The organism is Mesorhizobium sp. M1328 (assembly GCF_040318075.1).
GTDB lineage: Bacteria > Pseudomonadota > Alphaproteobacteria > Rhizobiales > Rhizobiaceae > Mesorhizobium.
On record NZ_JAMYLO010000003.1, the window covers coordinates 314,843 to 341,471 of the forward strand.

At 60.8% G+C, this 26,629-nt stretch carries 29 protein-coding genes; 15 read left to right on the forward strand and 14 right to left on the reverse strand.

What is annotated here, in order from left to right:
- Positions 1-486 precede the first annotated feature (486 nt).
- Positions 487-1,632, reverse strand: coding sequence for a tyrosine-type recombinase/integrase (locus NKH23_RS10030; RefSeq protein WP_353025021.1), 1,146 nt, complete (start codon positions 1,630-1,632; stop codon positions 487-489).
- Positions 1,633-1,634: 2 nt separating this feature from the next.
- A complete protein-coding gene (locus tag NKH23_RS10035) occupies positions 1,635-2,423 on the reverse strand; it encodes a hypothetical protein (protein ID WP_352910991.1) in 789 nt (262 codons plus the stop codon).
- 104 nt (positions 2,424-2,527) lie between these two features.
- On the opposite strand from NKH23_RS10035, the gene NKH23_RS10040 reads away from it, so the two are divergent.
- The 5 genes from NKH23_RS10040 to NKH23_RS10060 all read left to right on the forward strand — a co-directional run bounded on the left by NKH23_RS10040 (position 2,528) and on the right by NKH23_RS10060 (position 4,307).
- Positions 2,528-2,734: a helix-turn-helix domain-containing protein gene (locus NKH23_RS10040; RefSeq protein WP_287322029.1), complete on the forward strand. Its 207-nt coding sequence runs from the start codon at positions 2,528-2,530 to the stop codon at positions 2,732-2,734.
- Positions 2,731-3,300, forward strand: a complete 570-nt coding sequence (locus NKH23_RS10045) for a hypothetical protein (protein WP_236391415.1) — start codon at positions 2,731-2,733, stop codon at positions 3,298-3,300. The genes NKH23_RS10040 and NKH23_RS10045 overlap by 4 nt, the downstream gene beginning before the upstream one ends.
- A gap of 85 nt (positions 3,301-3,385) precedes the next feature.
- Positions 3,386-3,673 (forward strand): DUF6074 family protein, encoded by a 288-nt coding sequence (locus tag NKH23_RS10050; protein ID WP_352910988.1) that lies wholly within the window; start codon positions 3,386-3,388, stop codon positions 3,671-3,673.
- Between the two features lie 110 nt (positions 3,674-3,783).
- Positions 3,784-4,092, forward strand: coding sequence for a hypothetical protein (locus tag NKH23_RS10055; protein ID WP_353025022.1), 309 nt, complete (start codon positions 3,784-3,786; stop codon positions 4,090-4,092).
- Positions 4,080-4,307 carry a hypothetical protein gene (locus tag NKH23_RS10060; RefSeq protein WP_353034618.1) on the forward strand — a complete coding sequence of 76 codons (228 nt, stop codon included), beginning with the start codon at positions 4,080-4,082 and terminating at the stop codon, positions 4,305-4,307. The genes NKH23_RS10055 and NKH23_RS10060 overlap by 13 nt, the downstream gene beginning before the upstream one ends.
- 493 nt (positions 4,308-4,800) lie before the next feature.
- On the opposite strand, the gene NKH23_RS10065 is transcribed toward NKH23_RS10060, so the two are convergent.
- Both NKH23_RS10065 and NKH23_RS10070 read right to left on the reverse strand, forming a co-directional pair.
- Complete coding sequence (locus NKH23_RS10065) at positions 4,801-5,070, reverse strand: hypothetical protein (RefSeq protein WP_352910982.1); 270 nt, start codon at positions 5,068-5,070, stop codon at positions 4,801-4,803.
- A gap of 266 nt (positions 5,071-5,336) precedes the next feature.
- Positions 5,337-5,903: an NnrU family protein gene (locus tag NKH23_RS10070; RefSeq protein WP_352910979.1), complete on the reverse strand. Its 567-nt coding sequence runs from the start codon at positions 5,901-5,903 to the stop codon at positions 5,337-5,339.
- Between the two features lie 815 nt (positions 5,904-6,718).
- Here NKH23_RS10070 and NKH23_RS10075 point away from each other — a divergent pair.
- Genes NKH23_RS10075 through NKH23_RS10090 form a run of 4 tightly spaced genes read left to right on the forward strand, consistent with a single transcriptional unit; the run spans position 6,719 to position 9,186 of the window.
- The gene (locus tag NKH23_RS10075) at positions 6,719-7,168 is read left to right on the forward strand and encodes a thiosulfate oxidation carrier protein SoxY (RefSeq protein WP_352910976.1); all 450 of its coding nucleotides are present in this window, start codon (positions 6,719-6,721) and stop codon (positions 7,166-7,168) included.
- Positions 7,169-7,189: 21 nt separating this feature from the next.
- Positions 7,190-7,516, forward strand: a complete 327-nt coding sequence (gene soxZ, locus NKH23_RS10080) for a thiosulfate oxidation carrier complex protein SoxZ (protein ID WP_352903451.1) — start codon at positions 7,190-7,192, stop codon at positions 7,514-7,516.
- Between the two features lie 53 nt (positions 7,517-7,569).
- The gene (locus tag NKH23_RS10085; protein ID WP_352910974.1) at positions 7,570-7,911 is read left to right on the forward strand and encodes a c-type cytochrome; all 342 of its coding nucleotides are present in this window, start codon (positions 7,570-7,572) and stop codon (positions 7,909-7,911) included.
- Between the two features lie 6 nt (positions 7,912-7,917).
- Positions 7,918-9,186, forward strand: a complete 1,269-nt coding sequence (locus NKH23_RS10090; protein ID WP_352910972.1) for an NAD(P)/FAD-dependent oxidoreductase — start codon at positions 7,918-7,920, stop codon at positions 9,184-9,186.
- 8 nt (positions 9,187-9,194) lie between these two features.
- On the opposite strand, the gene NKH23_RS10095 is transcribed toward NKH23_RS10090, so the two are convergent.
- The 9 genes from NKH23_RS10095 to NKH23_RS10135 all read right to left on the reverse strand — a co-directional run bounded on the left by NKH23_RS10095 (position 9,195) and on the right by NKH23_RS10135 (position 18,448).
- Entirely contained in the window at positions 9,195-11,321 is a 2,127-nt protein-coding gene (locus tag NKH23_RS10095) for a heavy metal translocating P-type ATPase (RefSeq protein WP_352910970.1), read from the reverse strand.
- A gap of 56 nt (positions 11,322-11,377) precedes the next feature.
- Positions 11,378-12,106 (reverse strand): sulfite exporter TauE/SafE family protein, encoded by a 729-nt coding sequence (locus NKH23_RS10100; protein ID WP_352910967.1) that lies wholly within the window; start codon positions 12,104-12,106, stop codon positions 11,378-11,380.
- 30 nt (positions 12,107-12,136) lie between these two features.
- Complete coding sequence (locus tag NKH23_RS10105) at positions 12,137-12,259, reverse strand: hypothetical protein (protein ID WP_352450399.1); 123 nt, start codon at positions 12,257-12,259, stop codon at positions 12,137-12,139.
- A 153-nt stretch (positions 12,260-12,412) separates the two neighbouring features.
- The gene (locus NKH23_RS10110) at positions 12,413-12,637 is read right to left on the reverse strand and encodes a hypothetical protein (protein ID WP_023718671.1); all 225 of its coding nucleotides are present in this window, start codon (positions 12,635-12,637) and stop codon (positions 12,413-12,415) included.
- Positions 12,638-12,788: 151 nt separating this feature from the next.
- Positions 12,789-14,453 (reverse strand): cbb3-type cytochrome c oxidase subunit II, encoded by a 1,665-nt coding sequence (locus tag NKH23_RS10115; RefSeq protein WP_352910963.1) that lies wholly within the window; start codon positions 14,451-14,453, stop codon positions 12,789-12,791.
- Positions 14,450-15,892: a cbb3-type cytochrome c oxidase subunit I gene (locus NKH23_RS10120; protein ID WP_023718669.1), complete on the reverse strand. Its 1,443-nt coding sequence runs from the start codon at positions 15,890-15,892 to the stop codon at positions 14,450-14,452. The genes NKH23_RS10115 and NKH23_RS10120 overlap by 4 nt, the downstream gene beginning before the upstream one ends.
- Positions 15,893-16,039: 147 nt before the next feature.
- Positions 16,040-16,501, reverse strand: a complete 462-nt coding sequence (locus NKH23_RS10125; RefSeq protein WP_352910958.1) for a c-type cytochrome — start codon at positions 16,499-16,501, stop codon at positions 16,040-16,042.
- 11 nt (positions 16,502-16,512) lie between these two features.
- Entirely contained in the window at positions 16,513-17,658 is a 1,146-nt protein-coding gene (locus NKH23_RS10130; RefSeq protein WP_352450402.1) for a metallophosphoesterase family protein, read from the reverse strand.
- A gap of 91 nt (positions 17,659-17,749) precedes the next feature.
- On the reverse strand, positions 17,750-18,448 hold the full coding sequence (locus NKH23_RS10135; RefSeq protein WP_502908328.1) for a carboxypeptidase regulatory-like domain-containing protein: 699 nt from the start codon (positions 18,446-18,448) through the stop codon (positions 17,750-17,752).
- A gap of 194 nt (positions 18,449-18,642) precedes the next feature.
- On the opposite strand from NKH23_RS10135, the gene NKH23_RS10140 reads away from it, so the two are divergent.
- From NKH23_RS10140 to NKH23_RS10165, 6 genes are all read left to right on the forward strand, one after another.
- Positions 18,643-19,248, forward strand: coding sequence for an SCO family protein (locus NKH23_RS10140; protein ID WP_352910953.1), 606 nt, complete (start codon positions 18,643-18,645; stop codon positions 19,246-19,248).
- Between the two features lie 79 nt (positions 19,249-19,327).
- Positions 19,328-19,570 (forward strand): hypothetical protein, encoded by a 243-nt coding sequence (locus NKH23_RS10145; RefSeq protein WP_027154144.1) that lies wholly within the window; start codon positions 19,328-19,330, stop codon positions 19,568-19,570.
- Positions 19,571-19,743: 173 nt separating this feature from the next.
- Entirely contained in the window at positions 19,744-21,000 is a 1,257-nt protein-coding gene (hemA, locus tag NKH23_RS10150; protein ID WP_353015233.1) for a 5-aminolevulinate synthase, read from the forward strand.
- Between the two features lie 54 nt (positions 21,001-21,054).
- Positions 21,055-22,698, forward strand: a complete 1,644-nt coding sequence (groL, locus tag NKH23_RS10155) for a chaperonin GroEL (RefSeq protein WP_352910950.1) — start codon at positions 21,055-21,057, stop codon at positions 22,696-22,698.
- Positions 22,699-23,450: 752 nt separating this feature from the next.
- Positions 23,451-24,395, forward strand: a complete 945-nt coding sequence (locus tag NKH23_RS10160; RefSeq protein WP_502912336.1) for an HWE histidine kinase domain-containing protein — start codon at positions 23,451-23,453, stop codon at positions 24,393-24,395.
- Positions 24,388-24,753 carry a response regulator gene (locus NKH23_RS10165; protein ID WP_352910948.1) on the forward strand — a complete coding sequence of 122 codons (366 nt, stop codon included), beginning with the start codon at positions 24,388-24,390 and terminating at the stop codon, positions 24,751-24,753. Before NKH23_RS10160 ends, NKH23_RS10165 begins: the two co-directional genes overlap by 8 nt.
- A gap of 172 nt (positions 24,754-24,925) precedes the next feature.
- On the opposite strand, the gene NKH23_RS10170 is transcribed toward NKH23_RS10165, so the two are convergent.
- The gene (locus NKH23_RS10170; RefSeq protein WP_353034621.1) at positions 24,926-26,014 is read right to left on the reverse strand and encodes an AI-2E family transporter; all 1,089 of its coding nucleotides are present in this window, start codon (positions 26,012-26,014) and stop codon (positions 24,926-24,928) included.
- Positions 26,015-26,629: the final 615 nt, after the last annotated feature.

The following is a 26,629-nucleotide window of genomic DNA, read 5'->3' on the forward strand; positions in this document are numbered from 1 at the left end:
CATATCGTGATTTGGCGATTACGGTGACAGTGCACCATTTCCTTTCGCCACCTGCCTCGTTTTCCAGGTTTCACGGCTTTGCCGGTTTGCCCGGCGATGCTCGGCCCACGGGTGCATCGAAAACCGCGACATCGGCGATGCGGCAATACTCGACGAGCAGTTCTTGTGGAACACATAGTCTTCGGACGTGAAAACACTTCGGTTCGCCCTTACGTACGGTGCTTGGGGATGCGGCAGACCGGGAACGCGGGCAAGGTGCACCATGCGGCGGGGGCGACATGGTAAAAAGTGCACGGTCACCGTATCAAAGAACGACAGCTCGCACGCGGGGTTTAGGCTTTCGGGCAGTTGCGCTTTGATTTCATCCGGGAAGTCGTTGGCTGGAGAACCTGGATTCGAACCAGGACTAACGGAATCAGAGACAGATTGATCCGTTGTTTTCGCTAGGAAATTTCGCCTTGTGTTGCAGCCGTGTTGCAGTCTTCGCTACGAAAGTAGCCGGGCCTCGATCTCGGCAACTGCCGTCTGATCGGCGGCGTCGTCTTCGAAAAGATGGCCGTATGTGTCGAACGTCACCGTGATCGAGCTATGCCCCATGATCGTCTGGACGCGCTTCGGTGAAAGCTTTTGTTCGATGAACAGGCTCGCCGCCGCATGACGCAGGGCATGAAAGTTGTACTTGGCGATTTTGAGCGGGGCGCCGTCGGCGTCGAGCCTGGTCGGGTGAAGGCGGAATAGCCCGGCACCGACGAGCAGGGGCGTCCAGACGCGGGAAAGAATGTTGTGGTGGTCAAGCGGCGTTCCTTCGTCGGAAGGAAACACCAAGCCATCGGGACCGTTCGCGACGGAGAGGCGCTGCTGCTTCAGCGCGTTGATTGCCATCGGCGCCAACGGCACGTCGCGCTCGCCGGCCGATGTCTTCGGCAGCCCGAAATCGCCCCATGCATCGACCCGGCCTTTCACAGTCAGAACGCCGCGCTTGAGGTCGAAAGCGTTCCATCTTAGGCCGCGCAACTCGGAGGCACGCAAGCCGCTGAACAGGGCAGTGACGATCAGTGCGCGGTGCTTGCCTTGGGTGGGGGTGGCGTCGAGGATCGTGCGCAATTCCGCCTTGGTGGGGATCTCTGGCCGCTTCGACTTGCGGCGGTCGTTCGTCTTCACCTTGGCATCTGACACCGGATTCGTCGCCGCCAAGCCACGCCGCCTTGCTTCAACGAAGACCGCGCCGAGCGAACGCACGATGCGCTTGACCATGGCCGGCGATCGATCCTTTGCCAGTTCATCGGCGAAGGCATGGACGTGCGGCGTATTGAACTGCGAAAGCTTCCTGGCGCCGATCAGCGGCACGATGTGGATGTTCACGTGCTCGGCGTAGGCTGTGCGCGTGGAGCGCTCCAGTCCTTTGGCATCACACCTTTCCAGCCACAGCTTAGCTGCCTCTTTGATCGTGATCGAGGCGCTGTCTGCTACATGGACGCCGAGCTGTAGGTCGCGCCGCACCTTGACCAAATAGGCGTCGGCATCCTTGCGCTTGTCGAACTGCTTTGAGCGGCGGTTGCCGCCAGCGTCGAAATAGTCGGCGAGCCAGCGGACTTCGCCGGAGGGGAGGGTGCGTTTGCGGACCTTAGCCATTATCAGGACTCCCCTGTTTTCGAGGTGCTTTTGTGTACAGCACGCTTCAAGCCTCGTCGCTGCATTGCCAGCCACTTCCGCTTTTCTTCGTCTGATAGATCTTCTGGAGGAAAATTCCCGAATACGAGACGTCCATCCTTATCTTCCCCTAGCCATTCTCCAATTTTGGGAGCGTCCTCTTCTCGGAGCGCCTTCCACACGAAAGGCATCAGATACATCTCATCGTGCCAATCGCGCTTGTCACCCAGCGGCGGCGGTTCATCAGGGTAGTCGAGGAAGGGCACTGCCACGGACATGCCCAACGCTTCCGGATTGCGCAAATATGACATCCGCTCTGCCATGTCCGGAGTGGTTTGCTTGAACATTTCCGCCGCTTGCGCGATGTGCTCGTCCACCGCCGGGAGAGCAGCGCTTATATCGTCTGTGTCTCCTTCCGGACGGCACCGGCCCACGGTAGTAGCAATCGCCGAGGCGACTGCGCGATTGGTAAACATGTCTTGGTGCCAGCGCGCCTTCGTGTAACTTTCAATCCTAGTTGTCATGTGGGCCACGAGATAGGCCAGCGCCTTAACGTGATCCTTTCCAAGGTTGCGCTGCATCCGCTTCTGCTCCTCGAAGCTCTCGCGCAGGCGCCGCTCGACAATCTGCGAAACAGACTTTCCGGTTTTCTCACTTTCGCTGTCCAGAGCAGCGCGCAACTCTGGTGTTATCCGCGTGGAAAATGCCGAGGACTTCCCGGCAAACTCTCCCTTGGGTTTCCGTCCGCCGCCGGCGGCCCGCTTTCCTGCCATCGCTCAATCACCTTATTTGTCTTAACATTTGTAACGCAACGTATGGCATTGTGCTGGCACTAGCAAGGACGAATAAGTAAATTGAGGCATCGAAAGGAGCACACATGACCCTCGAAGATGCCTTGAACCGCCCAACACTATCGGTCCCGGACGCCGGCGCCGTGTTTTATGGACTGAGCCGAAATGGCTCGTATGAGGCTGCAAAGCGCGGCGATATCCCCACAATCAAAATCGGCCGGAAAATCATGGTGCCTGTAGCACCTCTTGCCGAGAAGCTCGGCATCCGGGCGAACCTGGGGAGGGCGGCTTGAGCGCTGTCCAGAAAGACCGGACGTGCAAGGGTAAGACCTACAACCTTGTGAGAAAGCACACCAAGCCGTCGGCCGAAGAGAACGGTTGGCAGTGGTTGACGCGCGACTTCATGGAATCCGATGCGTTTCGGACGCTCAGCGGCAACGCCCACAGAGCGCTCTTTCGGATCCTTATAGAACATGTCTCCCATGCGGCGCTTTGCAATGGGCGGCTGATCGTGACCCACACGCAGTTCATCGAATACGGCGTAACCGGCGAATACGTCGCCGACGCGACCGGCGAGTTAGAGTTCAAGGGCATCATCCGGGTCCAGCGCGGCAAAGCTGGCGACGGGACATCGCATCCGAACACATACCGCCTGACCTTCACCGGTGATTATGAGGGCGCGCCAGCGACCAACGAATGGCGGCGCTGCACAATGGCGATGGCAAAGGCGTGGTCAACGACCGTCAGGAAACAACAGGCCGAACAGCGCGGCAAGCTCGGGCGCAAGAAAAAAACGCCGCTTCGGACTTCCGAAATGTCCCCGCTTCGGAGTTCCGAAATGCGCAAGGTGTCGCGATGATTTTCGTACCGAAAAGGTCAAAGATTTCAATATCAGGCACATTTCGGAAGTCCGAAGTCCTATACATATTTTGGAGGGGATACCGATGCGCGGGCTGGGCCCTCATGCTATCGACGATGCGGTGTGCACCGTACTGCCGTTTCCGACCGTTCGACGCGTCGGGAAGATCCGTAGGACCGTCGAAGTGCTGTCTGATCGGACCGCAAAGGGCGGAAACCATTATTGGAAACAAGTCATCGCGGGCATGCGGACGCAAATGGTGTCCGCTGGCCTGGCCGACGAGGTCATTGACCAGGAACTTCGGGCGTTTGCCGACGAGGTTTTCGGCAGAATCCGGAATTACCGTCAACCCGAAACCAATGGTGCAGCATGAAATCGATTGGCCTTCCGGTAACGCTGCATGATCGGGCGGTGGCAAGAGTTCCTGTCCTGCAAGGGCGAGATGCCGCGAATTGCATTCATGAAATATTGGCGGCCTAATCCATGACGGCAAAAACAAAAGTCCTCCCCGCGCCCGATCACGCGCACCAATCGAACCCGTCGCGCCTCTTAAAGATCGACGGAAGCACCGTCACTATCGACCATACGGCAGCCCAGAAAGCGTTCGGATCATCGGACGAAGATTTCATCAATGGCCTCCTGCGCCAGCTGGTGAATGTCGGCAGCCACGGCAAAACGCCAGACGATAAGGGAACGGCCTTTGTCGCCTCGATCGTGAAGGCATTGAACCGCAGGATCAAATCGAAGCTATGCTGGCATCCCAGATGGCTGCGGTGCACATGGCGACAATGACGTTCGCCCGCCGCCTTGCTCACTGCGAAACTATCCCGCAGCAAGACAGCGCCGAACGTGCTTTCAACAAGCTCACCAGGACATTCGTGGCCCAGGTCGAAGCCCTAAAGAAATACCGCACGGGCGGCCAGCAGCACGTCACGGTGAAGCACGTCACGGTGAACGAAGGCGGCCAAGCTATTGTCGGCAACGTCTCGCATGGGGGGGCAGGGTGACGGAAAAAAATAACGTCAACCTCATGAACCTAGCGCCTCGGTGTCATGCTCGGTCGAAGCGGACGGGTTGCCAGTGTCGATCGCCAGCGGTGAGGGGCAGCGCAGTCTGTCGCATGCACGGTGCGGGCGGTGGCGCACCTGAAGGCAAGCGGAACGGCAACTATCGCAACGGAGGCAGGACCAAACGCACAATGGCAGCCTTGGCGGTTGTCCAGGCAATGGCGCGAATATGTCGGCAGTCGATCGATGATCTACCGGATTAACTGGGAACTAGTCGCCATGCTGCTTGTCGCGGCCTTCATTCTGGCGTTGTGCCTGCGTCCCTAGGAAGGTGAAAATATCGACACTTCTCGGACCTTCGCCGAAACGACTGCCTTGTGCTGTTGGGGCGCGACGCCCAGCGAGCGCAGGCGCGACGTTGATGCAGCCTTGTCGCGCCGCAAGGTTATGCTGTACCTCCACGGCGAAGCATGAGTGAACGCGGACCCTTTGGTCAGCCCTCCGAGGATTTGGCGCGTTCCTCGTCGCATGATTTCGCACGGATCAGATTGGGATTGTCCTTGAGTCCGGCAGCCCAGGCTCTGAGTCCGGCCTTTCGCGCTCCCTCCACAAACAGTTCGGCCTCGTGCTCCATCATGCCGCCCGAGCCACTAAGATAGCTTTCCGCGATCCAGATAGGATCCTCGAAACCATCCGGCGGGCCAAGGCGGCCAGACGAGGCAGGGCCAGTTAGCGGGAACTCCCGAGAATCGACGGAGGACATCTGAGCCATCCCGGGGACGCATTCGCTCCGATAATTGTATCCCGTACCGCTCGTGTTTACAGCGTCGCGCGCGGTTGGCAAAGCAAGGCGCGATCCGAGCCGAATTACTGCAACGTTGCCGGCTGGAGCCGTCTATGGATCAAAATTCTGATGTGCCGACCTTATGCCAAGCATTGGTTCCCTGTGGCGTCTGCGAGGCGCTCGATCCGCGGCAACTGGTGGGATTCGCCAGGACATCCTCGAAGGCGCGCCGTCGCTGCCGACGTTCAAGCGAAGGGCGAGACTCCGAACAGCCAGCCGTGCAGCCAGAGCCCGAACAATGCGAAAGCCACCAAGCCGATGCCCACAGCAATCAGGTCGCTACGCGGTCGCACGACCGCGGGTGCCGGATCGCCGCGTGGAATGACGGCAATGAGATCGACAATCGCGTAAACCAGAAACGCTCCGAAGACTAGGAGCGAGGCAAGGTCGCCATTGGCCAGGAGGTGGCCGATGGCCCAAAGGATGATGCCCACCAGCATCGGGTGCTTCAGCCGATGCTTGATTGAACCCGTGGGCAAGTAAGCGGCTGCCAGAAAGACGAATGCGGCGAGCACCAACACCGACGCGACATGGCGGCCCCAAGAGGGCGGCTCGTAGATCTCAGGCGCATTGGGCCGATAAAGACTCCAGCCCCAGACGATCAGCACGAAGCCGATGATCGATAGGAGCGAATAAAGTCCCTTCCAGCGCCGCTCGTTTGTGGCGATTTGCTCATCACGAAAGCTGCCGGCGGCGATCCGAACAGAATGGATTCCGAAGAAGATCACGAGGCCGAAAACCAGTACTAGCATAACACCTCCGAGGTTCGGCGCGTCGGCGGGAAGGAAGGCTTGCTTACGCCCTCGCTCGAGTTGCCGGCTGCATGCGCAAAACGGATCCTGCGAACGAGATGGTCAGAGTAATATATCAGGGACCCGCAATCTTGGAATGGGCAAAGCTGCCGATTGGCACGGCACAGCGGCATCGCCTGCGCGCAGGTTCTTCGCGTTCAGCACGGAACCGCCCCGGTGAATGCCTGTGGCGACGTTCCGTTCACATAAATTGCATGAGGGCAACGGGCGGGCGGCGCAGTAGCGTTCGATATGCCCGTTCTCGTCGTCACGGCATCCAAGGCTGAGCGGTATGCTGCTTCGACCTAATTGCCGGCCCTCCGCACATGGTACACGAAGGTCCGGAAATGGTCGAACACGACCTTGAGTTTGACCAGCCTATAGATCCGTTTCTGGCGCTAGTTGCCCATTCCGGTGGCCAGCTCGAACGGTAAAACCTGACCCTAACCGGTCCTTCTTCAGCCTATCATGAATGTCGCACATGCTTGTAAATCCGACATTGCGCTGGCGCTGTTCAGAGCGCTCCAGTTAGTTCGAGCGTCCGATAGCCGGCCAAGAGCGTGATTAGAAATCCGACAAACGCAGGAGCGTCCTTTCCTGCAATGCCTTGACCGTTTTGAGGGCGGCTAAGAGACCTTGGACACTTCTAAGAGATTTGCTCGCAGCGGTTGGCGGTGCTAAACTTCAAAGCTGCCGCACTGATGTGTCCGATTGCGCCGCCTCCTGCCGCTGTTGATGTGTGTCTTCGGAGTGACGCAAAAAAGGCGGAGACCGGGATGATGAGCTTGACGCGCCGCGATGTGTTGATCGCCGGGAGTGCAGGGTTTGCCGGAGTCGCGCTCTCCTCGCCGCTGAGCGCGCGTGCGAACGATGAAGCGCTGGAACTCGTCAAACAGCTCATCGGGCGGACGGCCACGGAGTCGGACCGCCTTCACCTGATAATGCCGGCGGTCTTCCCGACCGGTTACACCGTGCCTATGAGCCTCGACATCGACAGCCCCATGACGGAGGCCGACCACGTGAGGCAAATCCGCGTGTTCGCGCCGCAGAACCCGATCATCGAAGTGGCCAGTTTCCATTTCGTCCCGCAACGCAGCCTGCCCCGCGTGTCGACCCGCATCCGCCTTGCCAAACCGCAGCATGTCATCGCAGTCGCCGAAATGAATGACGGCAATCTGCTGATGACCACGGCTTGGGTTGACGTCGCCACAAATGGCTGCGCCTGACATCTGAGAGGGAGCCGGACAGTGATCACCCCCACACCACGCGTGATCGTACCAAGCGCTGCGGCGAAGGGCGACGTCTTCCAGGTCAAGACCATCATCAGCCATGAGATGGAAACAGGGCTGCGCCACGATGATCAAGGCAATGTGATCCCGCGCAAGATCATTAACCAGTTTGTCTGCCGCTGTAACGACGCCGTGGTGTTCAGCGTCGATCTACACGAGGCGATTTCGGCTAACCCGTTCTTCGAATTTTCCCTGCGCGCGACAGAGAGCGGCCGGCTCGATTTCGTCTGGGAGGAAGACGGCGGTGCCGTCTATACGTTGTCGCACCAGCTCACGGTCGGTTGAGGTGGCGACGCAATCGACTGCGCGAATTATGGCGTGACAAGTTGAGTGGGAGCGTGACCGGAAAACTCCAAAACAGACGGGTATTCAGCATGCGCCCCGTCGCGAGATCTGCGATTGCAGCGAGCCTCGTGCTTCTCGTCAGTCAATCCGGCGCGGCGGCGGGGGCGGATCAAGGCGCTCAACTCGCCGCGACCTGTGCGTCCTGCCATCGTCTCGATGGCGGCGGCACAGGCATTCCCAGCATCATCCGGCTTGGTGAGGAGAGGCTCACCAACGCCCTGCTTGCCTACCGGGCGAGCGAGAGTCCAAATCACATCATGCACGCTATCGCGCTGTCGCTCAGCGACGAGGAGATCGCGAGCGTCGCGCGCTACGTCGCAGCGCAGGGAAAGTAGCGCGCCATGAAATTCTTGACGCGTCGCGAGTTCGGCCGCCTGACTGGAGCAGCATTGCTAACGGCGCTCAACCAGCCGAAGGCGCGGGGCCAGGCCAAGGCGCGTGTCGTCGTGATCGGCGGCGGCATCGGCGGCGCAACGGTCGCCAGATATCTCGCCGTCAGCGCCACGGCTATCGAGGTGACCCTGGTCGAACCGCGGCAGAGCTACACGACCTGCTTCTTCAGCAATCTCTATCTCGCCGGGCTCCGCCCGTTCAAATCGCTCAGCCATGGTTATGAAGCGCTGGCAAGGCAATACGGCATCACCGTCATTCATAAATCCGCTGAAGCGATTGACCCGGCGGCGAAAACCGTTGCGCTGAACAACGGTTCGAAGCTCAGCTACGACCGTCTCGTTGTTGCGCCAGGCATCGCATTCAGGGATCGGGCGCTTAAGGGCTATGACGAAGCTGCGATGGAGATCATGCCGCACGGCTGGAATGCAGGGCCGCAAACCAGGCTGTTGCGCCAGCAACTGGAAAGCATGGAGGACGGCGGCCTGTTCGTCATCGTCGTCCCGCCGAATCCGTTTCGCTGTCCGCCCGCCCCCTATGAGCGCGCTTCGCTCATCGCCTCCTATTTCCAGCGCAGCAAACCCAGGGCCAAAATTCTGATCCTCGATTCGAAAGACAGCTTCAACGCGCAGGACCTGTTCCAGGACGCTTGGAACCGCCACTATCCGGGAATGATCGAATGGCTACCGGCCCAGTTCACTGGCGGGGTCACGGCGATCGACGCGAAGACCCGGTCGGTGATCACCGAGGGAGCAACATTCAAGGCCGCGGTGGCCAATGTCATCCCGGCGCAAATGGCCGGGCGCTTGGCGCAGCAGGCAGGGCTCGCCAATCAGTCGGGCTGGTGTCCCGTCGATCCGGTCACCTTCGAATCGGCGCTGCAGCCCGGCGTCCATCTGGTCGGCGACGCGATCATCGGCGGGGATATGCCGAAATCCGCCTTCTGCGCCAACAGCCAGGCCAAAGCCTGCGCCTTTGCCATCGCGGCCGATCTCACCGGATCAGCGCGTTTCCCGGCGCATTTGTTCAACACCTGCTACACCTATCTCGCCCCCGACGATGCGTTCAGCAACGCCATCAGCTTCAAGCCCGTCGACGGAAAGCTCAAGAGCGTCATCAGCTTCGTCAGCAAGGTCGAGGAAAGCACCGAGGTCCGCCGGCAGGCTGCGCGCGCCGCGGAAGGCTGGTACGACGCCTTCACGCACGACGTGTTTGGCTGAAACGAAACTCAACTCCGCTCGACGGCCGGGCCGGCCATTGCGGAAATGCCGTCACCATTCTGGGCGCGCTCCGCCTCGGCGCCGGATCGTTGCTCCGGGATCAGCGTTGGAACAGGATCGGGCAGCCGCTCCAGCCGCAGCGAATTCACCACCACGAGGATGCTCGAGCCGGCCATGACCGCCGCCGCAAGGATTGGCTGCAGAAGTCCGAATGCTGCGAACGTCAGGGCGACGAGGTTGTAGCCGAACGCCCACATAAGGTTGGTCAAGATGGTCCTGCGGACCGCGCGGGCCACGTCGACGATCCAGGGCAGCATCCACAATCCCTCCGCAGGCAGCACGAGCGCCGCAGTCTCGCGGGCGAGATCGGTGGCGGAGCCGACGGCAATACCGACATCTGCGGCGGCCAGAACCGGCCCGTCATTCAGTCCATCGCCGACCATCGCCACCGAATCGTGGTCATGGCGGAGCCGATCCAAGGCCAGCCGTTTGGCCTCCGGCGAAAGGCCCGCTTGGACCTCCTTGATCCCGACCAGGGCCGCGATCCGCTCCGCCGCTTGCGCCAAGTCGCCGGTCAACAGCGTGGCGTCGAGCCCGCGCTCACGCAGGGCCGCGATCGCGGCCTGCGCCTCGGGAAGCGGCGAATCATCGAGCGACAGCACAGCGTGAACCCGCTCGCCCCAACCGACATAGACCACCGAATGACCGCTCGCCTCCAGCGACCGTGCACGCTCGGCTAGCGACGGGGGAAGCGGCCAGCCCAGATCATTCATCAATCTGCCGTTCCCTGCCGCCACGGGCCGGCCTTCGGCGTTGCCGCGGATGCCACGGCCGGGAACCATCCGGACCTCGCGGGTGACGAGCGGCGTGATGCCCCGCTGAGCGGCGGCTGCCGCGATGGCCCGCGCCAGACCATGCTCGGAATGGCGCTCCAGACCGGCGGCGCGCGCCAGTACTTCGTCGATGCCGACCTCCTCGCGTTCGACGCCGACGAGACGCGCTTTGCCCGCCGTCAGAGTGCCGGTCTTGTCAAAGGCGAGCAACCGTACACGCGCGAGTGTCTCGAGCACGCCGGGGTCGCGGACGAGGCAGCCGTGCCGCGCCAGCCGGCCGATGCCGAGCGATGTCGCCATCGGAGCAGCGAGGCCGACGGCACAAGGACAGGCAACCACCAGCACCGAGAGGCCAATCAGCAACGCCCGATCGAACGGCAATGACTGGGCCCAGTAAACGGTCGTCAGCCCGCCGAGGGCGAGGACGAGCGGCACGGACACGCCAACGACGCGATCGGCAAGGCGCTGGGTTGGACTGCGACGACCCAGCGCTTCGCGCACCGACCGGCAAATCCGTGCCCAGCGGGTTGCGGTTCCGTCACCGCTGCTTTGGATCAGGAGCGGGCCGTCGATATTGATACTGCCGGCAATCACCTTGGAGCCGGCGCGCTTTGTCACTTGCCGGCTTTCTCCGGTAATTACGGCTTCATCGGTGTTCGATTCCCCCTCGACAACCACGCCGTCGACCGGAATGCGCTCGCCTGGCCGGACCCGCACCAGCATGCCGGCCGTCACCTCCCGCACCGGACGGCGGATCTCTGCCGCGCCATCGACCGCGGTCGCGCTCTCGCTTTCTGCGGCCAGAAGAGGTTCGAGGTCGCGCGCCGCCCTGGCGCGGCCAACAGCCTCGAGATAGCGGCCAACTGTGAATAGCATCAGCACCATCACGGCGGTGTCGAAATAGACATGCGTGCTGCCCTCGAACACGGCAAATGCCGAATAGAGGTAAGCGGCAGCGACGCCAAGCACGATGAGTGCCGACGACGTCACTCGTCCCTGAATGCCATTGAGCCACATGTCGCGCAGATAGGGTCCGCCGAGAATCACCACCGCCGGCGTGGCGAAGATCCAGAGCAAAAAGTGAATCCACGGCAGCACGCCCGCATCGACGCCCGTGAACGCGTCCGAATAGAGGAGGAGGCTGAACATCATGATATTCATGGAGAGAAAGCCTCCCACGCCGAGCTGGATCAGAAGCCAGGCGGCTTCCCACTCTTCGTGTCTGCCGCTCTTCACCTGAAAGGCGATACAACAGCCGTAGCAGCAGAACGCGCAAGCCTCACCGTTGAGCCTGCGCTCCATCGGGCGCAGACCGACGGGCAGCGAACAATGGCTACAGAGGATATCGCCATGCGCAGTCATGCGGGATGCCCACCTGGCCAGGCAAGGCCGATATGCGTGTCGGAAGGCAGGAGACCACGGCCGAGCGTGATGAGACCGAGCAAAAGAATAAAACCACCAGCCAGCCGCACGCCGCGCCGCCGCCAGGCTGGCCCGAGTATCCGGCCAACGCCGCCCATCATCAACATCGCGGGGAAGGTTCCCAGTCCGAACGATGCCATGACGAGAAACCCGGGAAGCGCTCCGGCGGTGCTCGCCGCCTGGGCGGCGAAGGCATAGACCAGGGGACACGGCAGGAAGCCGTTGAAAACGCCAAAGGCGAGCGGTGCGGCGCTGCTCCGGGCCGTCAACAGACCGCGCAGGGACAATGCAAATGTGCTGCCGCCAAATCCGATCGCAAGGCGATGAAAGACCTGCAGCAAGCCGAAGAACTGCAACGCCATGGCAATCATGAGCAGGCCAGCGACGATCGCGAGAATTCGTTGGGCGATGTCGAGGGAGCCGTTCAAGAGCGGCGCCGCCGTTAGCCCTTGCGTGGTGCAGATGACCTGACCGATCGCGCCCGCGAGCCCGCCCAAAAAGCAATAGGTTGTCAATCGTCCGGTATTATAGAGCAGGTGGCGAAGGACGGTTGCGCCTCCCCCTCGCTGATCGCGGCCCAGCGCGCAGGCAAAGCCGCCGCACATGCCGATGCAATGAAAGCTGCCTGCAAATCCAGCGGCGAAGATCACGAGGTAGTAGATCATTGGCGTTTGCGCAGTGGCGCGGACGCGGCGCTATTGCCGCACAAGATACAAAAGAAAGAGGATAAAGCCGACGGTGCAGCCGCCATAGATGAGGAAGCCAAGCATCTGCGGCAAGCCGGCGTCAGCAAGCTTGAAGACGGTGTCCTGTAGCATCCGCTGCTCCTATCTCAGCCGAAATAAAGACGAAGCACGTTTATCGCCAGCTCGAAGCACAGGAAAAGGAGGTTCAATGCGGCGACCCCAAGGAGAATTTTGGCTATCATCGTCTCCATCACTCCTGTCTTACCAGCCCTTGCGACCGTCTACTTAGAACAGACGGCCGGGCCCGAGCCCGCCCCAATAAACATACATGTAGTACAGCCCCCAGGCGAACAGCAGCACGTAGACGACGAGAAGCCATAGCGGAATGAATCCCACACGCGCCTGTATCAGGCCGCCGGCATAGTCCTCCAGTTCAGGGTGCGAGCTTTGACGCACATCCAGTTCCGGATGCGTCGGGCTCTCCGGATCGCTGCTCTGCAGATCGCTCATTCTCCATTTCCCTTTCAAAAAACCCATTGGCGGCTTTGTCGGTGCCGCTCAACGCGCCGGACAGGACGCCCCAGATGAACAAGAACAGGGCCGCCAGGCTCATCAGCATGGCGCCCGCATAGGGTCCGGTGACTTCAAAACCGAGCATGCGCTAACCTCCGGCGGGTGCCTGTTCCTCGCCAGGCGGAGCTGGCGGGCCGGACGCCGGCACCGACGGATCGGGCACATAGGCTCGCTCCGGCTTGTCAGCGACCAGTTCCAGATCGTTCAGCGCCGCGCGGGCCTCCTTCTTGATCGAGAGCGGCTGCAGCGAGAGCGGGTCTTTATAGGCGGAAAGCGCCACCACGAAATAGGAAAGCGCCCACCGGTCCTCGTCCGGAAAGGCATCCCGATAGGACGGCATCGGCGTGCCGCTGAGGCCCGTAGTTATCGTCCGGAAGATGTCTTCGACGGCCGGGCCAGACTTGAACTGGCCGCTGGTGAGGTCGGCCGGCACGATGGCGAACCCGATATCATCCTTGAGGCCGGCCGCCTTCTCGCCGTCGCCCTTGCCACCTTGGCCATGGCACTCCCAGCACTTCGCCACCTGCCAAACCTCCTTACCACGGTCCAGCATCGTCTGGGACGGGGTCGGCGGGCGCCCGATATACAACGGTGGGCCAGGCGGTTCCTCGACGAAGAAAGCGTAAGGGCTGGCGGGATCGGAACGGTCAACCGCTAGCTCATACTTGATGTACTGAATCACCGCCAGCCGATCGTTGAGCGGCAGTTCGTACCAAGGGGGCATTGCCGTGCCGCGGATGCCGCGAGTAATGGTGCGCAGCATGTCGCCGTCCGTGGGCAGGGGCTCCTTTGTCAATCTGAACTTGAAGACTGCAGACGTGAAGTTCCTGGGCCGCTGGTTAAACATAAAGGTGGCGGCCGGCCCGTTGCCGTCGCCTCTGGCACCGTGGCAACCGATGCAGCGGCGCTCATAGACTTCCTTGCCATAAGCAATCCATTCCTCGGAGCGCGGCATCGTCGCATCCATGACCTCCAGGCTTTGCGGCTCGAACAGATCGCGCCATTTACCCCGGTTCGTGCCGAGCTTCTGGACGTAGGAAACAAGCGCTGCCAGCGATTCCGTCTCCGCCGCGATGCTGACGGTTTCGCCTGTGTATTCGTCGTTCGGCGTCAGGATGATCGGCCTTCTTTCGCGCGCCTTCAGCGGCACGAACAGCAACCCGTATGCATTGGGCGTCAGCTGGATCGCTTGCTTGCTGTCGAAGTCGAACAGGCCTTTGGTGACCTCTGTCCTTTCCAGGGTCCGATTGCCAGCGCCGTCGTCAACGATACGGACGGCTGCATCGGGCTCGTGGAAGAGGCCGCGATACGGCGCCATTATCGAGTCCGGCACCAGCATCCGCGGATTGTAGAAGTGCGCCAGGTGCCATTCGTCGCTGTATTTCAGGCCCACGCGCGTCAGGTCCGGTCCGATCCGGCGTGTGCCTAACAGGTGCGGCACGTCATAGGCGTATTCGCCCGCCTCGCTGACCGGTCCCCAGCGGCGGATCTCGCCGGTCACCGGCCGCACGAATTGCGAATGGCAGTACCAGCAGCCTTCGCGCAGGTAAATGTTGCGGCCGCGACGCTGCTGCTCGGTGTAGTCCGTCGCCTCTGAAACCGTCCATTTCAGCTGGCCGAAATCCGTGCGCACCACCGAGGTCACGCGCGTAGTTCGCGAGGACGGCTCCACGAAGGGCAGCACGCCCTGCGTGATCACCGCAAGGGTGATGCAGAAGACGCCGGCGAACAGCGCGAAGAAGCGAACGTTCACTGCGCGGGCCCTCCCGCCGGCGCCGGGATAGGCGCCTCCACCGGCCCGCGGGCGCGTCGCGCCTCAGCCGCCGGGCTGGTCAGTGCGGTCAGCATCAGATTCACCACCAGCAGCGACATACCGATATCCATGCTGATGCCTGCCAGGGTCCGCGCCAGCCAGTAGGGCTTCACCCAGACGAGCGAGTCGAGCCATTCGACCCCATTCATCCATTGATAACCCTGCTGCAGCCCGCCCGCTGTGAGGACCAGGCCCATGGTCGTGATGCCGACGGTGATCAGCCAGAACGACCAGTTGCCGAGCTTGAAGGACCAGAGTTCGCGCCCGAACAGCCGCGGCCAAGTATAGAGGAGGCCCCCCATCGCCCAGACGACGAAGGTGCCGAACACGGTGAGATGCGAATGCGAGATGACGAAATCGGTGAAATGGGTCGGCTGCTGCAGCTGCCGCAGCGCCTCGGTCGAGCCCTGGAAGCAGCCGACGAGATACATGAGCGAGCCCATGATCAGGAACTTCGCCGGCAAGTTCCTGCCGAACTCATGCCACCTGCCCATCATAGTGCCGAAGAAGTTCACCAGCACCGTCCACACCGGAATGATCAGCAGCATCGACGTGACGACGGCCAAGGTCTCGGCCCAGTCCGCGATCGGGCTGTAGAGGTAATGGTGAATGCCGACGAACGGGTAGAACAGTGCCAGGGACCAGAAGCCTACCAGCGAGAGCTTATGGGCATAGAGCGGATTTCGCGCGCTGACCGGCAGGAAATAGTAGATGATCACGTAGCCCGCGGGCGTTATCCACAGCCCAACGATGTAGTGGAGATAGAGGCCATGGAAGGCGGCGCTGTTGATGCCCGAGATCGTGTATGGCAGGATGAAGCTTCCAAGCACGAAGTTCATCGTCGTCCACACGAAAGTGGCGATCAGGTACCATAGCGCGACATAGATCGCCGGCTCGAGCCTTCGACTGATCGTGATCAGGAACTGCGCGGTAGCAACAGCCACCACGATGAAGAATGCGACCTTCGCGTAGAGCGGAAGCTCTCCGGCTTCCAAACCGTCACTGTCGCCGAGCAGCAAGCCGACCAAACCGGCAAGCGTTGCGACGTTCCAGACCCATGCGAGAAGAACCGACCACTCCGACCATATCACCCGCACCCCCGACAGACGCGGCACGAGATAGTAGCAAAGGCCGATGAAAAGCGTCGAGAAGGCGCCGAAGATGACACCATTGACGTGGACCGGGCGCAGCCGGCCGAAGGTGAGCTCGAGGTTCCCCGATCCGAGATAGTCGGGGTAGTTGAAGGTGCCCGAGATCATGACGCCGACGGATGGCGTAACCATCAGCCAGAACATGCCGAAATAAAGCCAGGTCCGCACGACCCGTTTGTCGACCAGCGCATCCAGGTCCACATTCGCGAACTTGCCGCGCAGCTCCATCCCAGTCTCTGCCAACGCATGGCCCTTCCCCGCGCGGTTCCCGGGCCGCACGACTGCTTTAAGCCTACCGTTCCCCATCGAGGTGTCACTCCGATGGCGGACTCGCTTCGCGCTCCCTGAAGCCGGTGCCCCCGGCTATCGTCGAGACTAGTATTTGCCTGGCACCAACACCGAGCCGCTGTTCGACCAAGTGATGTACGCCTCGAGCGCCTTCATCGCCTCCGATTCGGGATCGATCTTCTCGCCCTGGCTTGGTTTCTCGATGCACCAGTTGATCATGTCGCGCAGTGTCGCGAACTTGGCCATCGACGCCTGGAACTTCGGGAACGCCTGCGGATGGGTATCGGATGCCATCGGATGGCACATGGCGCAGGCCCAGCCGGTGTTCGACAGCTTGACGCCCAACTGCTCCTTCATCGCCGCATCACCATGGAACAGGAGGTCTCCTTTCCTGACCTCCTCCATGAACGCTTCTTGATAGAGTTTCAGCTGCTTTGGCGTCACCGGATCCTTGTTGCCACTGGCCGGCCCGACGACAGCAGCTGCGACGACTGCTCCGGCGACGGTGGAACGCCTCAGAATGCAGAGGAATGTCGATGTGTTTATCATAGCCACCACCCTTACGGATTTGCCCATGGGTACTGTTTGTCGGCGATGCGTGACCGTATGACTTCCGCAATGCTCTTGTCGTGGTCCTCCGGCGACTGGACGAACACCTCCTTGCGGCCCCACATGATGTACTCGACATCGACCTTATCGTCGGCGTTGACGTTCACGGTTTCCCAACCGACCCCGTCGAAGGGATCGCCCGGATCGACACGGATCATCGGCTTGGTAAGCTTGGGCAGGCCTTCCGGCGCATACGGCCACGGCCAGGAGGTCGCCAGCATGCCGATCGAGCGCATGCTGCCGATCTCGTTGTAGAGCACCTGGTGCACATGACCGTGGATGTTGGTGACTTTGGTATAAGGCTTCAGCACGTCATTCACTTCGCGCCAGTCGCGCACCCAGAAGTTCCAGGGCGGGTAGTACTCGTACAGCGGATTATGGCTGAAGATGACGATCGGTTTGGACTTATCCCAGTCGGCGAGTGTCTTCTGCATCCAGTCGAGCTGGTCGCGGCCGACGCCGGCCCACGCGCCGGCTACCGTGCCGTCGAGGGTAGCCATATGGCCCATGCGCTCCTCTGGCGTCATCTTCTTCGCTGTCCAGTAGTCCGGTCCCCGGCTGACCGTATCGAGCCCAATGAAGCGCACGCCCTTGTGATCGAAGGTCCAATTGGGTTGGCCGAACAACTCGCCCCACTTCTTGCCCATATCCAGATACCAGTCATGCTCGCCCGGGATGTAGTATTTCTTGATCGTCAGATCCTTGAGGAGCTCAACGCCAAGCTCAAGTTCCTCGATCTTTCCGAGCTGGGCCAGGTCGCCGCCGAAGATCAGGAAGTCGGCCGGCGGATCCATGGCCTGGACCTCTTGCACGGCGCGCACCACCTTGTCGACGAAGCGCGTGTTGAGGGATCTCTCGTAGAGATGGGTGTCCGAAATCCAGGCAAACTTGAAGGGCGCTTCGGCGGCGTGAGCGACGTCGATGGTGTTGAGCAGCGGCCACCACGCGAACGTCTGGCCGACGGAAGCAGCGCCGAACAGCAGCGATCTGTGAATGAAGGTGCGGCGGGTGATTTGGAGCGAGTCGTCGGGGCGTACGCCAGGCTGCTGCAGCACCGCATGCATTTCGCGCCGAATGCGGTCAAGCTCGTCAGACATCAGGGTTCCTCCTCAGTGCAGACCGTTTCTTAAAGCGTCGGTCTTCTCGCAGGGAACGCGACCCTGTTGAATCAGCAGGTCGCCCATTTTGTTATTTTTTCAGTTCAATCGTCAGACTGGTGGCCTTATTCTCCTCTACCGTTACGGGCTGCTCGATGGGCCCGGTGAAGGGATGGATCGCCACGAGCTTGTATTCCCCCGGCGGAACATCGGTTATGCTGAATTTGCCATCGGCGCCGGTGACCGCGTAGTAGGGATTGTCCACCACATAGACCCAGCCCTCCATCCAGCCATGCGCGTCGCAATCGATGCGGACAGTACCGGCACGCTTCAGTTCGACCGGTATACGCTGGCCCTTATTGGGCAACGCCACGTTGAAGGCGGTGCGCTTGCCATAATAGCCGTGAGTGTTGTGGAGCACTGGGTCGCTGTTGACCACCTCCAACGAACCGGCCGGTATCATCTGCACCGCGGGCTCAAAGCGACATTTGAGGTTGTTAAGCTCAGGCAGCTTTCCGGGCTGCGGCCAGGCCTTTCCCTGTGCCACGTCGACCAGCTGCACCGCCGCGTTCAGCACGGCCTGCTCGCTGCCGACTTGGATCAGCGGCTCCTCGCGGGGGTCGCCGCACACCTCGATATTCTTGGTGGGGATGATCTTTGTTGTCGGCACGTCGCCGCGGTAGACGATCGTACCCTCGATCGTTCCGCCTCCCGTGACCGGACCCACTTCGTAGGCTTGGGCAGGCGCGGACATTGTCGCAGCGAAAGCGATCGCCGCTAGTCCGCTCATCAATTCGCGAATCGTCATAAAAGCCGCCTCCTTCTAGAGAGATGAGGGGCAATGCTTAAAAGTAGAGCTAAACCAGTACCATGTCTAGCCATTCAGCATCAAAATATGATAAAGTGGGATAGTTTAGGCGAGTGTGTTAATCACAAACACACGCGGAGGTTGATGCGTCATTCTTAAAGTGCCGGAGGTACTTGATGAAGCGGCGGCATGGACTCCTCAGTCCCTGGGCCTACGGTCTGCATACCCTCTTCTGCATCATATTCGCAGCGGCCCTGTCGATCTGCCCACCGCTCGTGCGGGCCGACACGGCGCCTGTGACGGTCGGTGGCCCATTCACGCTCACGGCGCCGGACGGAACGACGGTCACGGATGAGACTTATCGCGGCAAATGGCTGCTGGTTTTCTTCGGCTATACGTCTTGCCCCGACATCTGTCCGACGACGCTGTCCTCAATCGCCGCGGCGATTAAGGAACTCGGCCCCGACGCCGCAAAACTGCAACCGCTCTTCATCACCGTCGATCCCGAACGCGACACGCCTGAGGTGATGGGAAGCTTTACCGCGGCGTTCGATCCGCGGATCGTCGGGCTGACCGGCAGCCCGCAACAGATCGCTGCGGTTTCGGAGGCATATGGCGCCTATGGTGTGGCGCGCCAGGGCGAGGCGGGCGATGACGACTACCTAATGGATCATGGCACCTACATATACATCATGAACCCACAGGGGCAATTCGTGGAGGGGCTAGACTCTGACACACCAAGCAGCGGTATTGCCGCTGCGTTGGGTGAATTGGTGCGATGACACGAGCCCTGGCATGACGGAGATCACGATTATGCAGTTGATCAATGCATAGCAGTTGTCATCCGGAAGGAAAGCGGCCATGCAAAGGCATACAAAGGAAGCTTCGGAGCTTAAGGCATTGATCCTCGCGGATCTTCATAAGGAGCCGGGATGCGAGCACGTCACCGATTTTGTGATTCAGCGGCTCGAAACCAAGGAGAACGGGGCAAACTGGACTGTCAAATATCTGGATCCCAATCAAGATAAGGTCTGCGAGACGATTCTGATAAACATAGCGCGAATGCTGCAGCTCAACTTCGACCTTCCTGAACGCGGGTCGTGAGGAACGATGCGAGCGGGACCGGCGCGCATTGCGCTTCGACATCGTTCGTATGCAAGCAGGGGAATCGGGCGATGGCGGAATCCACAGCGTTGCACACCGGCAAACCCGGCGGCGTAAAGAACGTCATTGCGCCGCGGCGATTTGGACCTCCGATGACCGGAAATGCGGGCGATATGGCCGATGGGCAAGGCAATATCTTGGAGCCAGGCATTACGAGTTATGACGGTTTCTTTGCGGATGCGATCGCGCGTCTGCAGGAGGAACGGCGCTACCGTGTGTTCGCGGACCTTGAGCGCATCGCCGGGCGCTTTCCCAATGCCGTGTGGCATTCCCCGCATGGACCGAAGGACGTCGTGATCTGGTGCTCCAACGACTATCTCGGGATGGGTCAACACCCAAGGGTGGTCGCCGCCATGGTGGAGACTGCTATCCGCCTGGGAACGGGGGCCGGCGGGACGCGCAATATCTCCGGCACCAGCCATCCGCTCGTAGAGCTTGAGGGCGAGCTTGCCGATCTCCACGGCAAGGAGGCGGCACTGGTCTTCACGTCCGGCTATGTTTCGAACCAGACTGGCATCTCGACTATCGCCAAGCTGATCCCCGGTTGTCTGATCCTGTCCGATGCGCTCAACCACAATTCGATGATCGAGGGCATCCGCCAGTCCGGTACGGAGAAGAGCATCTTCCGCCACAACGACGTCGATCATCTCGAGGAATTGTTGAAGGCGGCGGATCCGGATCGGCCAAAACTCATCGTCTTCGAAAGTCTCTATTCAATGGGCGGCGACGTCGCGCCAATCAATCGCATTTGCGAAATCGCCGATCGTTACGGCGCATTGACCTACCTCGACGAGGTCCATGCTGTGGGCATGTACGGCCCTCGCGGCGCCGGTATCGCCGCGCGCGACGGCGCCATGAACCGGATCGATGTGATCGAAGGCACGCTCGCCAAGGCCTTCGGCTGCCTCGGCGGCTATATCACGGGAAGTGCTGTGCTGATCGATGCGGTTCGTTCCTATGCTCCGGGTTTCATCTTCACCACCGCGTTGCCGCCGGCGATCTGCGCCGCGGCCACAGCGGCGATCCGGCATCTGAAAACCTCGCAGTGGGAGCGCAAGTGCCAGCAGGACCGGGTCCGGCGGGTCAAGGCGGCGCTCGGTGCCGCTGGGCTGCCGGTCATCCTGAGCGACACCCATATCGTTCCGGTGGCAGTCGGCGATCCGGCGCATTGCAAAGCGGCGAGCGACCTGCTGCTGAGCGAGCACGACATCTATATCCAGCCGATTAATTATCCGACCGTGGCGAAGGGAACTGAGCGGCTGCGCATCACGCCGACACCCTGTCATGAGGACATCATGATTGATCGGCTCGCGGCAGCTCTGTTCGATGTCTGGAACCGGCTTGGGCTGCCACGGGACAATCTCGCCTGAGCGGCCGAATGAGGCGTCGCCTTTCCCGAAAATTGGGTCTTAAGGATCAAGGAAATGGCTGCCAAGGAAATCATGTTTTCGTTCGAGGCTCGCGACAGAATGCTGCGCGGCATTGACACTCTGGCGAATGCGGTGAGCGTCACGCTTGGCCCGCGGGGGCGCAACGTCGCGATCGGCAGGGAGCACGGCGCACCGCGGATCACGAAGGACGGCGTGACCGTCGCCAGGGAAATCGAACTCGACAACAAGTTCGAGAACATGGGCGCTCAGATGGTGCGCGAGATAGCAACAAAAACCTCCTATCTGGCCGGCGACGGCACGACCACCGCCGTCGTGCTCGCGCATGCGATCGCCCGGGAGGGCGCCAAGGCGGTGGCCGCCGGCATGAATCCCATGGACCTGAAGCGCGGCATCGATCTCGCGGTCGAAGCCGTCGTCGCGGAACTCAAAAACAACACCACGAAGGTCACCTCGAACGTCGAGATTGCGCAAGTCGGCACCATCTCGGCCAACGGCGACAGGGAGATCGGCCGCTGCCTCGCCGACGCCATGAAGAGGGTCGGCAATGACGGCGTGATCACTGTCGAGGACGGGACGTCGCTCGAAACCGAACTCGAATTCGTCGAGGGCATGCAGTTCGACCGCGGCTATATCTCGCCCCATTTCGTCACTAATCGCGCAAAGATGCGGGTCGAGATGCAGGATGCCTTTGTCCTCATCAGCGAGAAGAAACTGTCCAGCCTGAACGAAATACTGCCGCTGCTGGAGAAGGTGGTGCAGGCCGGCAAGCCGCTGCTCATCATCGCCGAAGATGTCGAGGGTGAGGTGATTGCGGCGCTGGTGGTCAACAAATTGCGCGGCGCTCTCAAGGTTGCAGCCGTGAAGGCGCCGGCCTACGGAGACCGTCGTAAGGCGATGCTGCAGGATCTCGCGCTGATGACCGGCGGAACGGTGATCTCGGAAGATTTGGGCATCAAGCTCGAGCATGCTTCCCTCGATATGCTCGGGCGCACCAAGAAGGTGATGATCGACAAGGCAAACACCACGATCGTCGGCGGCGCCGGCAAGCGGGAAGGAATCGAGGCCCGCATCGCCGAGATCAAGCTGGAGCTTGCGGAAACCACCTCCGACTACGACCGCGAGAAGCTCCAGGAGCGGCTGGCCAGGCTCGCCGGTGGCGTCGCCGTGATCCGGGTCGGCGGTGCCACCGAAGTCGAGGTCAGGGAGAAGAAGGATCGCATCGATGACGCTATGAACGCGACAAGAGCCGCGGTTGCAGAGGGCATTCTCCCGGGCGGTGGGGTCGCCTTGCTGCGCGCCGGCAGGGCGCTCAAGAAGCTCAAGGGCAGCAACGAGGACCAGCAGGTCGGTATCGCGATTGTCAGGAAGGCGATCACCTGGCCGGCTCGGCAGATCGCGATCAATGCCGGGCTGGAAGGCTCGGTCGTCATCGCCGGGATCCTCGAAAAGGACGACAACGCCTATGGCTACGATGCCCAATCGGGCGAGTACGGGGATCTGGTGTCAAAGGGCATCATCGACCCGGCCAAGGTGGTGCGAACGGCGCTCCAGGGCGCAGCCTCGGTGGCGGGCCTCCTCATCATGACGGAGGCCATGGTGGCCGAAGTGCCTGGCCCGCCGCCGCCGGAGCTTCCCGGTCACGAGCATCATCATCACGATATGGATTTGGATTTCTGACCTCTTCGCGGCCGTAATCCGGGCTCGCGACCATCAACAATGATCTCGTCCGCTATCGAGGTGAGACAAGTCGTCGAGGATCACGGGATGCAAGGTCGGCTCATGGCGCAACCTCCCGGTTCAGGAACCGGAAAAACTGACCCGTTCCAGACCGTCCCCGGTGGTACCGAGAAGGGCCCTAATGGGTGTGTAGGCGGACGTAGAACTTCGTCGGCTGCAGCAGCGCTGGCAGCCGTCATTGACCCGCCGGCATCTGAAAACCCTCACAACTGACCGACTGTGGATGTGCATTCGTTCCAATGGACAAGAAAGCGTGCGGAACGTTGTTTGAGGTTGGAGTGCGATGACCCGACAACTCACCATTTAGTAAAAAAGAGCGGCGAGATGTCTAAGAGTACTCCCAGGAGACTCACATGGATACCACCACGCTGCTCATTATACTTATCGTCCTTGTCCTGCTAGGCGGCGGCGGCTGGTTTGGCCGCGGTCGCTGGTACTGAGCAACGCCTCAATACCGAAATCATTCGGCAAGATACCCACTCACGGGAAGGCATAGCTTCCTGTCCACTGGCGGAAGAACTCTGAGCGGCTTATGATGCCGCTTACTGGCTGCGGCCTGGCAGATAACAGGACAGGGTGGTGCATGCCAGAAGTAGCCCATCAAATCCGACGGTCAGAAAATCGCCGAGGCCGAGGTCGAGGGTTTTCGGAAAGATCTTGGCCCTTTCGTCGTCGCTGCTGAGACGACACGAATGGCGATGGTGTTTACGGACGCAAAACACGAAAATCCGATAATTTTTGTCAACGACGCCTTTCTCGAACTGACCGGATACAGCCGGGAGGAGGTGCTCGGGCAGAGCTTCAACTTCCTGATGGCGCGCGGAACCGATCCTGATTCGCTGGCGCGCATCGAAGCCGCGTTCGCGGGAAACGCGGTCGGCGGTTCAGAAATTTCCTATCGCCGCAAGGATGGCAGCCTGTTCTGGTCGGCGATCCTCATCAGTCCTGTTCGGAATGAAAGCGGCAATGTCGTCCAGCATTTCGCCTCCTTCGTCGATCTTACTGATCATAAGCAGGAACAAGCCCAGTCCCGGATGCTCATCGACGAGTTGAACCATCGCGTGAAAAATACCCTGGCCACTGTGCAATCGATTGTTTGGCAGGCTTTGCGGAATACTTCCGATCCCGAAGTGATCCGGGAAGCCATCGAGTCGCGCCTGTTCGCCCTCTCCCGGTCGCACGATCTGTTGACCCATGAGAAATGGGAAGGTGCAGGACTGCTCGATCTGACGAAAGCTGCCTTGGAGCCGTTCGGGGTTGCAAATGGAAGGTCTGAGCATTTTGTCATTACGGGCAGCAATATCCGCGCCTCCCCGAAAGCAGCGCTTGCCCTTGGCATTGCGTTGCACGAACTCGCGACCAATGCCGTGAAATACGGCGCGTTTTCCAACAAGGTTGGCTCAGTCCTGATCTCATGGATGATTGAGCCGTCGTCGGATGACGATCGGCTAATCCTGCGCTGGCAGGAGAAAGACGGCCCGCCTGTAAGGCCACCCTCCCGTAAAGGGTTCGGGTCGCGGGTGATCGAGCGCGGTCTGGCTCATGAACTGGAGGGCGCGGTTGATCTCGACTACCGGACGGACGGTGTGGTCTGCACGATCAATTTTCCCGCACCGAACGGTGCTCGGGATGGATAAATTGCTTTCTGGCCGGCGAAGCCTCGTTGTCGAGGACGAGATGCTGGTCCTCATCATGATCGAAGACATGCTGGCCGATCTTGGATGTGAGTCCGTAACCGCCGCTGCGACCATCAATCAGGCTCTCACTTTGATTGACGCGCAGATTTTCGATGTCGCCATGCTGGATATGAACCTGAATGGCAACCAGACTTATGCGGTTGCCGACGCACTCGTCGCCCGTGGCGTGCCTTTCGTCTTCTCGACCGGCTATAGCGGTCACGACATGAGGGACGGCTACCGCGACCGTCCAGTCCTGAAGAAGCCGTTCATGGATAAGGAACTGGTCGAGATGCTTACGCGCCTACTTTCTCGCTGATCGAATAGCCACATCCTCCATTAATCAATATCGACCCAATGACGCGTGATCGGCGGGACTCAGCCGTTCCCGCCCGCAGGCCATGACTTGGAGTCGGGCTGCACATAGCTCGACACAGAGCAGCTCCCGATTTTCCACAGGAGCTGGAACTGGGCTCGGAGACCCATATCACTCAAGCGGCATCCGGCGGCTCCGACTTGGAGTGCCTGCGGTCCTTGACCTCGGCCGCGTGCCACTCGAGGAAGAGGCTGTAGCCGACCGCCAGCAGCGTTGGGCCTAGGAACACGCCGATGAAGCCGAAGGCGAGAATGCCGCCGAGGAATCCAAAGAATCCGAGTACCACGGGCAAGCTGTTGGACTTAGTGAGGAGATAAGGCCTGAGGACATTGTCAATGCTGCTGACGAGGAGCAAGCCCCAAACCGCGACGAAGATACCCCACCAAACGGCTCCCTGGACAAACAGCCACAGCGCCACCGAGCCCCACACAAGCGGGGGGCCCGCCGGCACGAACGACAGGACAAACGTAAGGAAGCCGAGCAATAGCGCCTGAGGCACACCGGCGATCCAGAAACCAATGCCGGCCAATAGAGCCTGGGCGAGTGCTGTGCCGATCAAGCCGTAAACAACGCCGTGCACGGTCGCGCCCACGACCGTGAGCAGGTGCCGAGCGCGCGAACCAGCGAATCGTTCGGCGCTCTCGCGCACGTACGCTGCCATCTGCCGGCCGTGACGGTAGAAGAAGAAGGCGATGAATACACTCAGACCGAGTTCGAGAAGGCCGATGCCGAGCACAGTCCCGCTGGCGACGGCGATGTCGGTGGCGGGGCCGATCAGCTTCTTGAGCTCAATCATGAAGGCGGGTGCGTTGTGGGCTAACGCTTCCCAATGAGCAGCGAGGCTCTCGCCGACCACCGGGAGCCCTGCAACCCAATGCGGTGGCGCCGGCGGGCCTTGATCGAGGACGCGGGTCGCCGCTGTGATCAGGCTGCTTATACTGTCCGCCAGTGTCGCCACCATAATGGCGAACGGTGCGACCAGAACAAGGGCGACCGACAATGTCATCAGGGCGGCCGCCAGCCCTCTGTGGCCGCCCAGGGTCCGCTCGCACCACGTGTAGATGGGCCATGTGGAATAGCATATGACCGCCGCCCACAACAGGGCCGACAGGAAGGGCCAGAGCACAATGGCGCAACCAATCGACAACAGCAGGAGGGCGCCGATCCCAAGAATCTGCTCAATTGGCTTGCCGAGGGGTATCATGACCAATCAGCCTCGAGGCGGCCTGGGTCTCTGCCCGCGCATGGTCATGGCGGTTCCAGTTCACTCGGCCCGTGGCCCACAACTAGGCAACAACGAAGCCGCCGACAAGGTGTTCAAGGGTATACAGCTCCGCACACAGTCGAGGGAAGACCACAGCGTTGCCGAGCGCCACTTCGCCGAGGTGGACCGCATTGTACGCGGCTACTGATCGTCGCGATGACATGGAGCCGGTCATGCGCGAGGAACTTACCCGGGCATATACGCGAGGACCTCGTGACCCGTCATCGACGTCAGCCGCCGGACGAGTTTGTTCTTGGCCCATGTGCCCGGCGCGCTCAACGTTTCACTTGGCGACCTCCATATACGCAGTCGTGTATTCAGCGCGAGACGACTTGAAGACGGATGCCGGAGTGCAAGGCAACCGGATTGGCTGTCGAGATAGCTGCCTGGCGAGGAAGGTCCGCTTCTGTCACGAGGATGCCGGTTAAAATTCCCCGGGATGTAACGTCTGGATATGGCGCGACTGCGCCCATTGACGGCCCGCGGCTTCGATCGACCGGAGTCCGGTAAACCATTCGGCTGAATCCTCGGTCAGCCCATTGTTACATTCGCCTG

Excerpts from the sequence above, each read along its gene's own strand:
- NKH23_RS10060 (WP_353034618.1), top strand. The coding sequence starts at position 4,080 with ATGGCGACAATGACGTTCGCCCGCCGCCTTGCTCACTGCGAAACTATC.
- NKH23_RS10070 (WP_352910979.1), bottom strand. The coding sequence starts at position 5,903 with ATGCTAGTACTGGTTTTCGGCCTCGTGATCTTCTTCGGAATCCATTCT.
- NKH23_RS10105 (WP_352450399.1), bottom strand. The coding sequence starts at position 12,259 with ATGCTACAGGACACCGTCTTCAAGCTTGCTGACGCCGGCTTGCCGCAG.
- NKH23_RS10170 (WP_353034621.1), bottom strand. The coding sequence starts at position 26,014 with ATGATACCCCTCGGCAAGCCAATTGAGCAGATTCTTGGGATCGGCGCC.
- NKH23_RS10030 (WP_353025021.1), bottom strand. The coding sequence starts at position 1,632 with ATGGCTAAGGTCCGCAAACGCACCCTCCCCTCCGGCGAAGTCCGCTGG.
- NKH23_RS10120 (WP_023718669.1), bottom strand. The coding sequence starts at position 15,892 with ATGGAGCTGCGCGGCAAGTTCGCGAATGTGGACCTGGATGCGCTGGTC.
- NKH23_RS10135 (WP_502908328.1), bottom strand. The coding sequence starts at position 18,448 with ATGAGCGGACTAGCGGCGATCGCTTTCGCTGCGACAATGTCCGCGCCT.
- NKH23_RS10050 (WP_352910988.1), top strand. The coding sequence starts at position 3,386 with ATGCGCGGGCTGGGCCCTCATGCTATCGACGATGCGGTGTGCACCGTA.
- NKH23_RS10110 (WP_023718671.1), bottom strand. The coding sequence starts at position 12,637 with ATGAGCGATCTGCAGAGCAGCGATCCGGAGAGCCCGACGCATCCGGAA.
- NKH23_RS10100 (WP_352910967.1), bottom strand. The coding sequence starts at position 12,106 with ATGATCTACTACCTCGTGATCTTCGCCGCTGGATTTGCAGGCAGCTTT.
- groL (WP_352910950.1), top strand. The coding sequence starts at position 21,055 with ATGGCTGCCAAGGAAATCATGTTTTCGTTCGAGGCTCGCGACAGAATG.
- NKH23_RS10035 (WP_352910991.1), bottom strand. The coding sequence starts at position 2,423 with ATGGCAGGAAAGCGGGCCGCCGGCGGCGGACGGAAACCCAAGGGAGAG.
- NKH23_RS10065 (WP_352910982.1), bottom strand. The coding sequence starts at position 5,070 with ATGTCCTCCGTCGATTCTCGGGAGTTCCCGCTAACTGGCCCTGCCTCG.
- NKH23_RS10090 (WP_352910972.1), top strand. The coding sequence starts at position 7,918 with ATGAAATTCTTGACGCGTCGCGAGTTCGGCCGCCTGACTGGAGCAGCA.
- NKH23_RS10040 (WP_287322029.1), top strand. The coding sequence starts at position 2,528 with ATGACCCTCGAAGATGCCTTGAACCGCCCAACACTATCGGTCCCGGAC.
- NKH23_RS10145 (WP_027154144.1), top strand. The coding sequence starts at position 19,328 with ATGCAAAGGCATACAAAGGAAGCTTCGGAGCTTAAGGCATTGATCCTC.
- NKH23_RS10165 (WP_352910948.1), top strand. The coding sequence starts at position 24,388 with ATGGATAAATTGCTTTCTGGCCGGCGAAGCCTCGTTGTCGAGGACGAG.
- NKH23_RS10095 (WP_352910970.1), bottom strand. The coding sequence starts at position 11,321 with ATGGAGCGCAGGCTCAACGGTGAGGCTTGCGCGTTCTGCTGCTACGGC.
- NKH23_RS10125 (WP_352910958.1), bottom strand. The coding sequence starts at position 16,501 with ATGATAAACACATCGACATTCCTCTGCATTCTGAGGCGTTCCACCGTC.
- NKH23_RS10075 (WP_352910976.1), top strand. The coding sequence starts at position 6,719 with ATGATGAGCTTGACGCGCCGCGATGTGTTGATCGCCGGGAGTGCAGGG.
- NKH23_RS10130 (WP_352450402.1), bottom strand. The coding sequence starts at position 17,658 with ATGTCTGACGAGCTTGACCGCATTCGGCGCGAAATGCATGCGGTGCTG.
- NKH23_RS10160 (WP_502912336.1), top strand. The coding sequence starts at position 23,451 with ATGGCGATGGTGTTTACGGACGCAAAACACGAAAATCCGATAATTTTT.
- NKH23_RS10140 (WP_352910953.1), top strand. The coding sequence starts at position 18,643 with ATGAAGCGGCGGCATGGACTCCTCAGTCCCTGGGCCTACGGTCTGCAT.
- hemA (WP_353015233.1), top strand. The coding sequence starts at position 19,744 with ATGGCCGATGGGCAAGGCAATATCTTGGAGCCAGGCATTACGAGTTAT.
- NKH23_RS10055 (WP_353025022.1), top strand. The coding sequence starts at position 3,784 with ATGACGGCAAAAACAAAAGTCCTCCCCGCGCCCGATCACGCGCACCAA.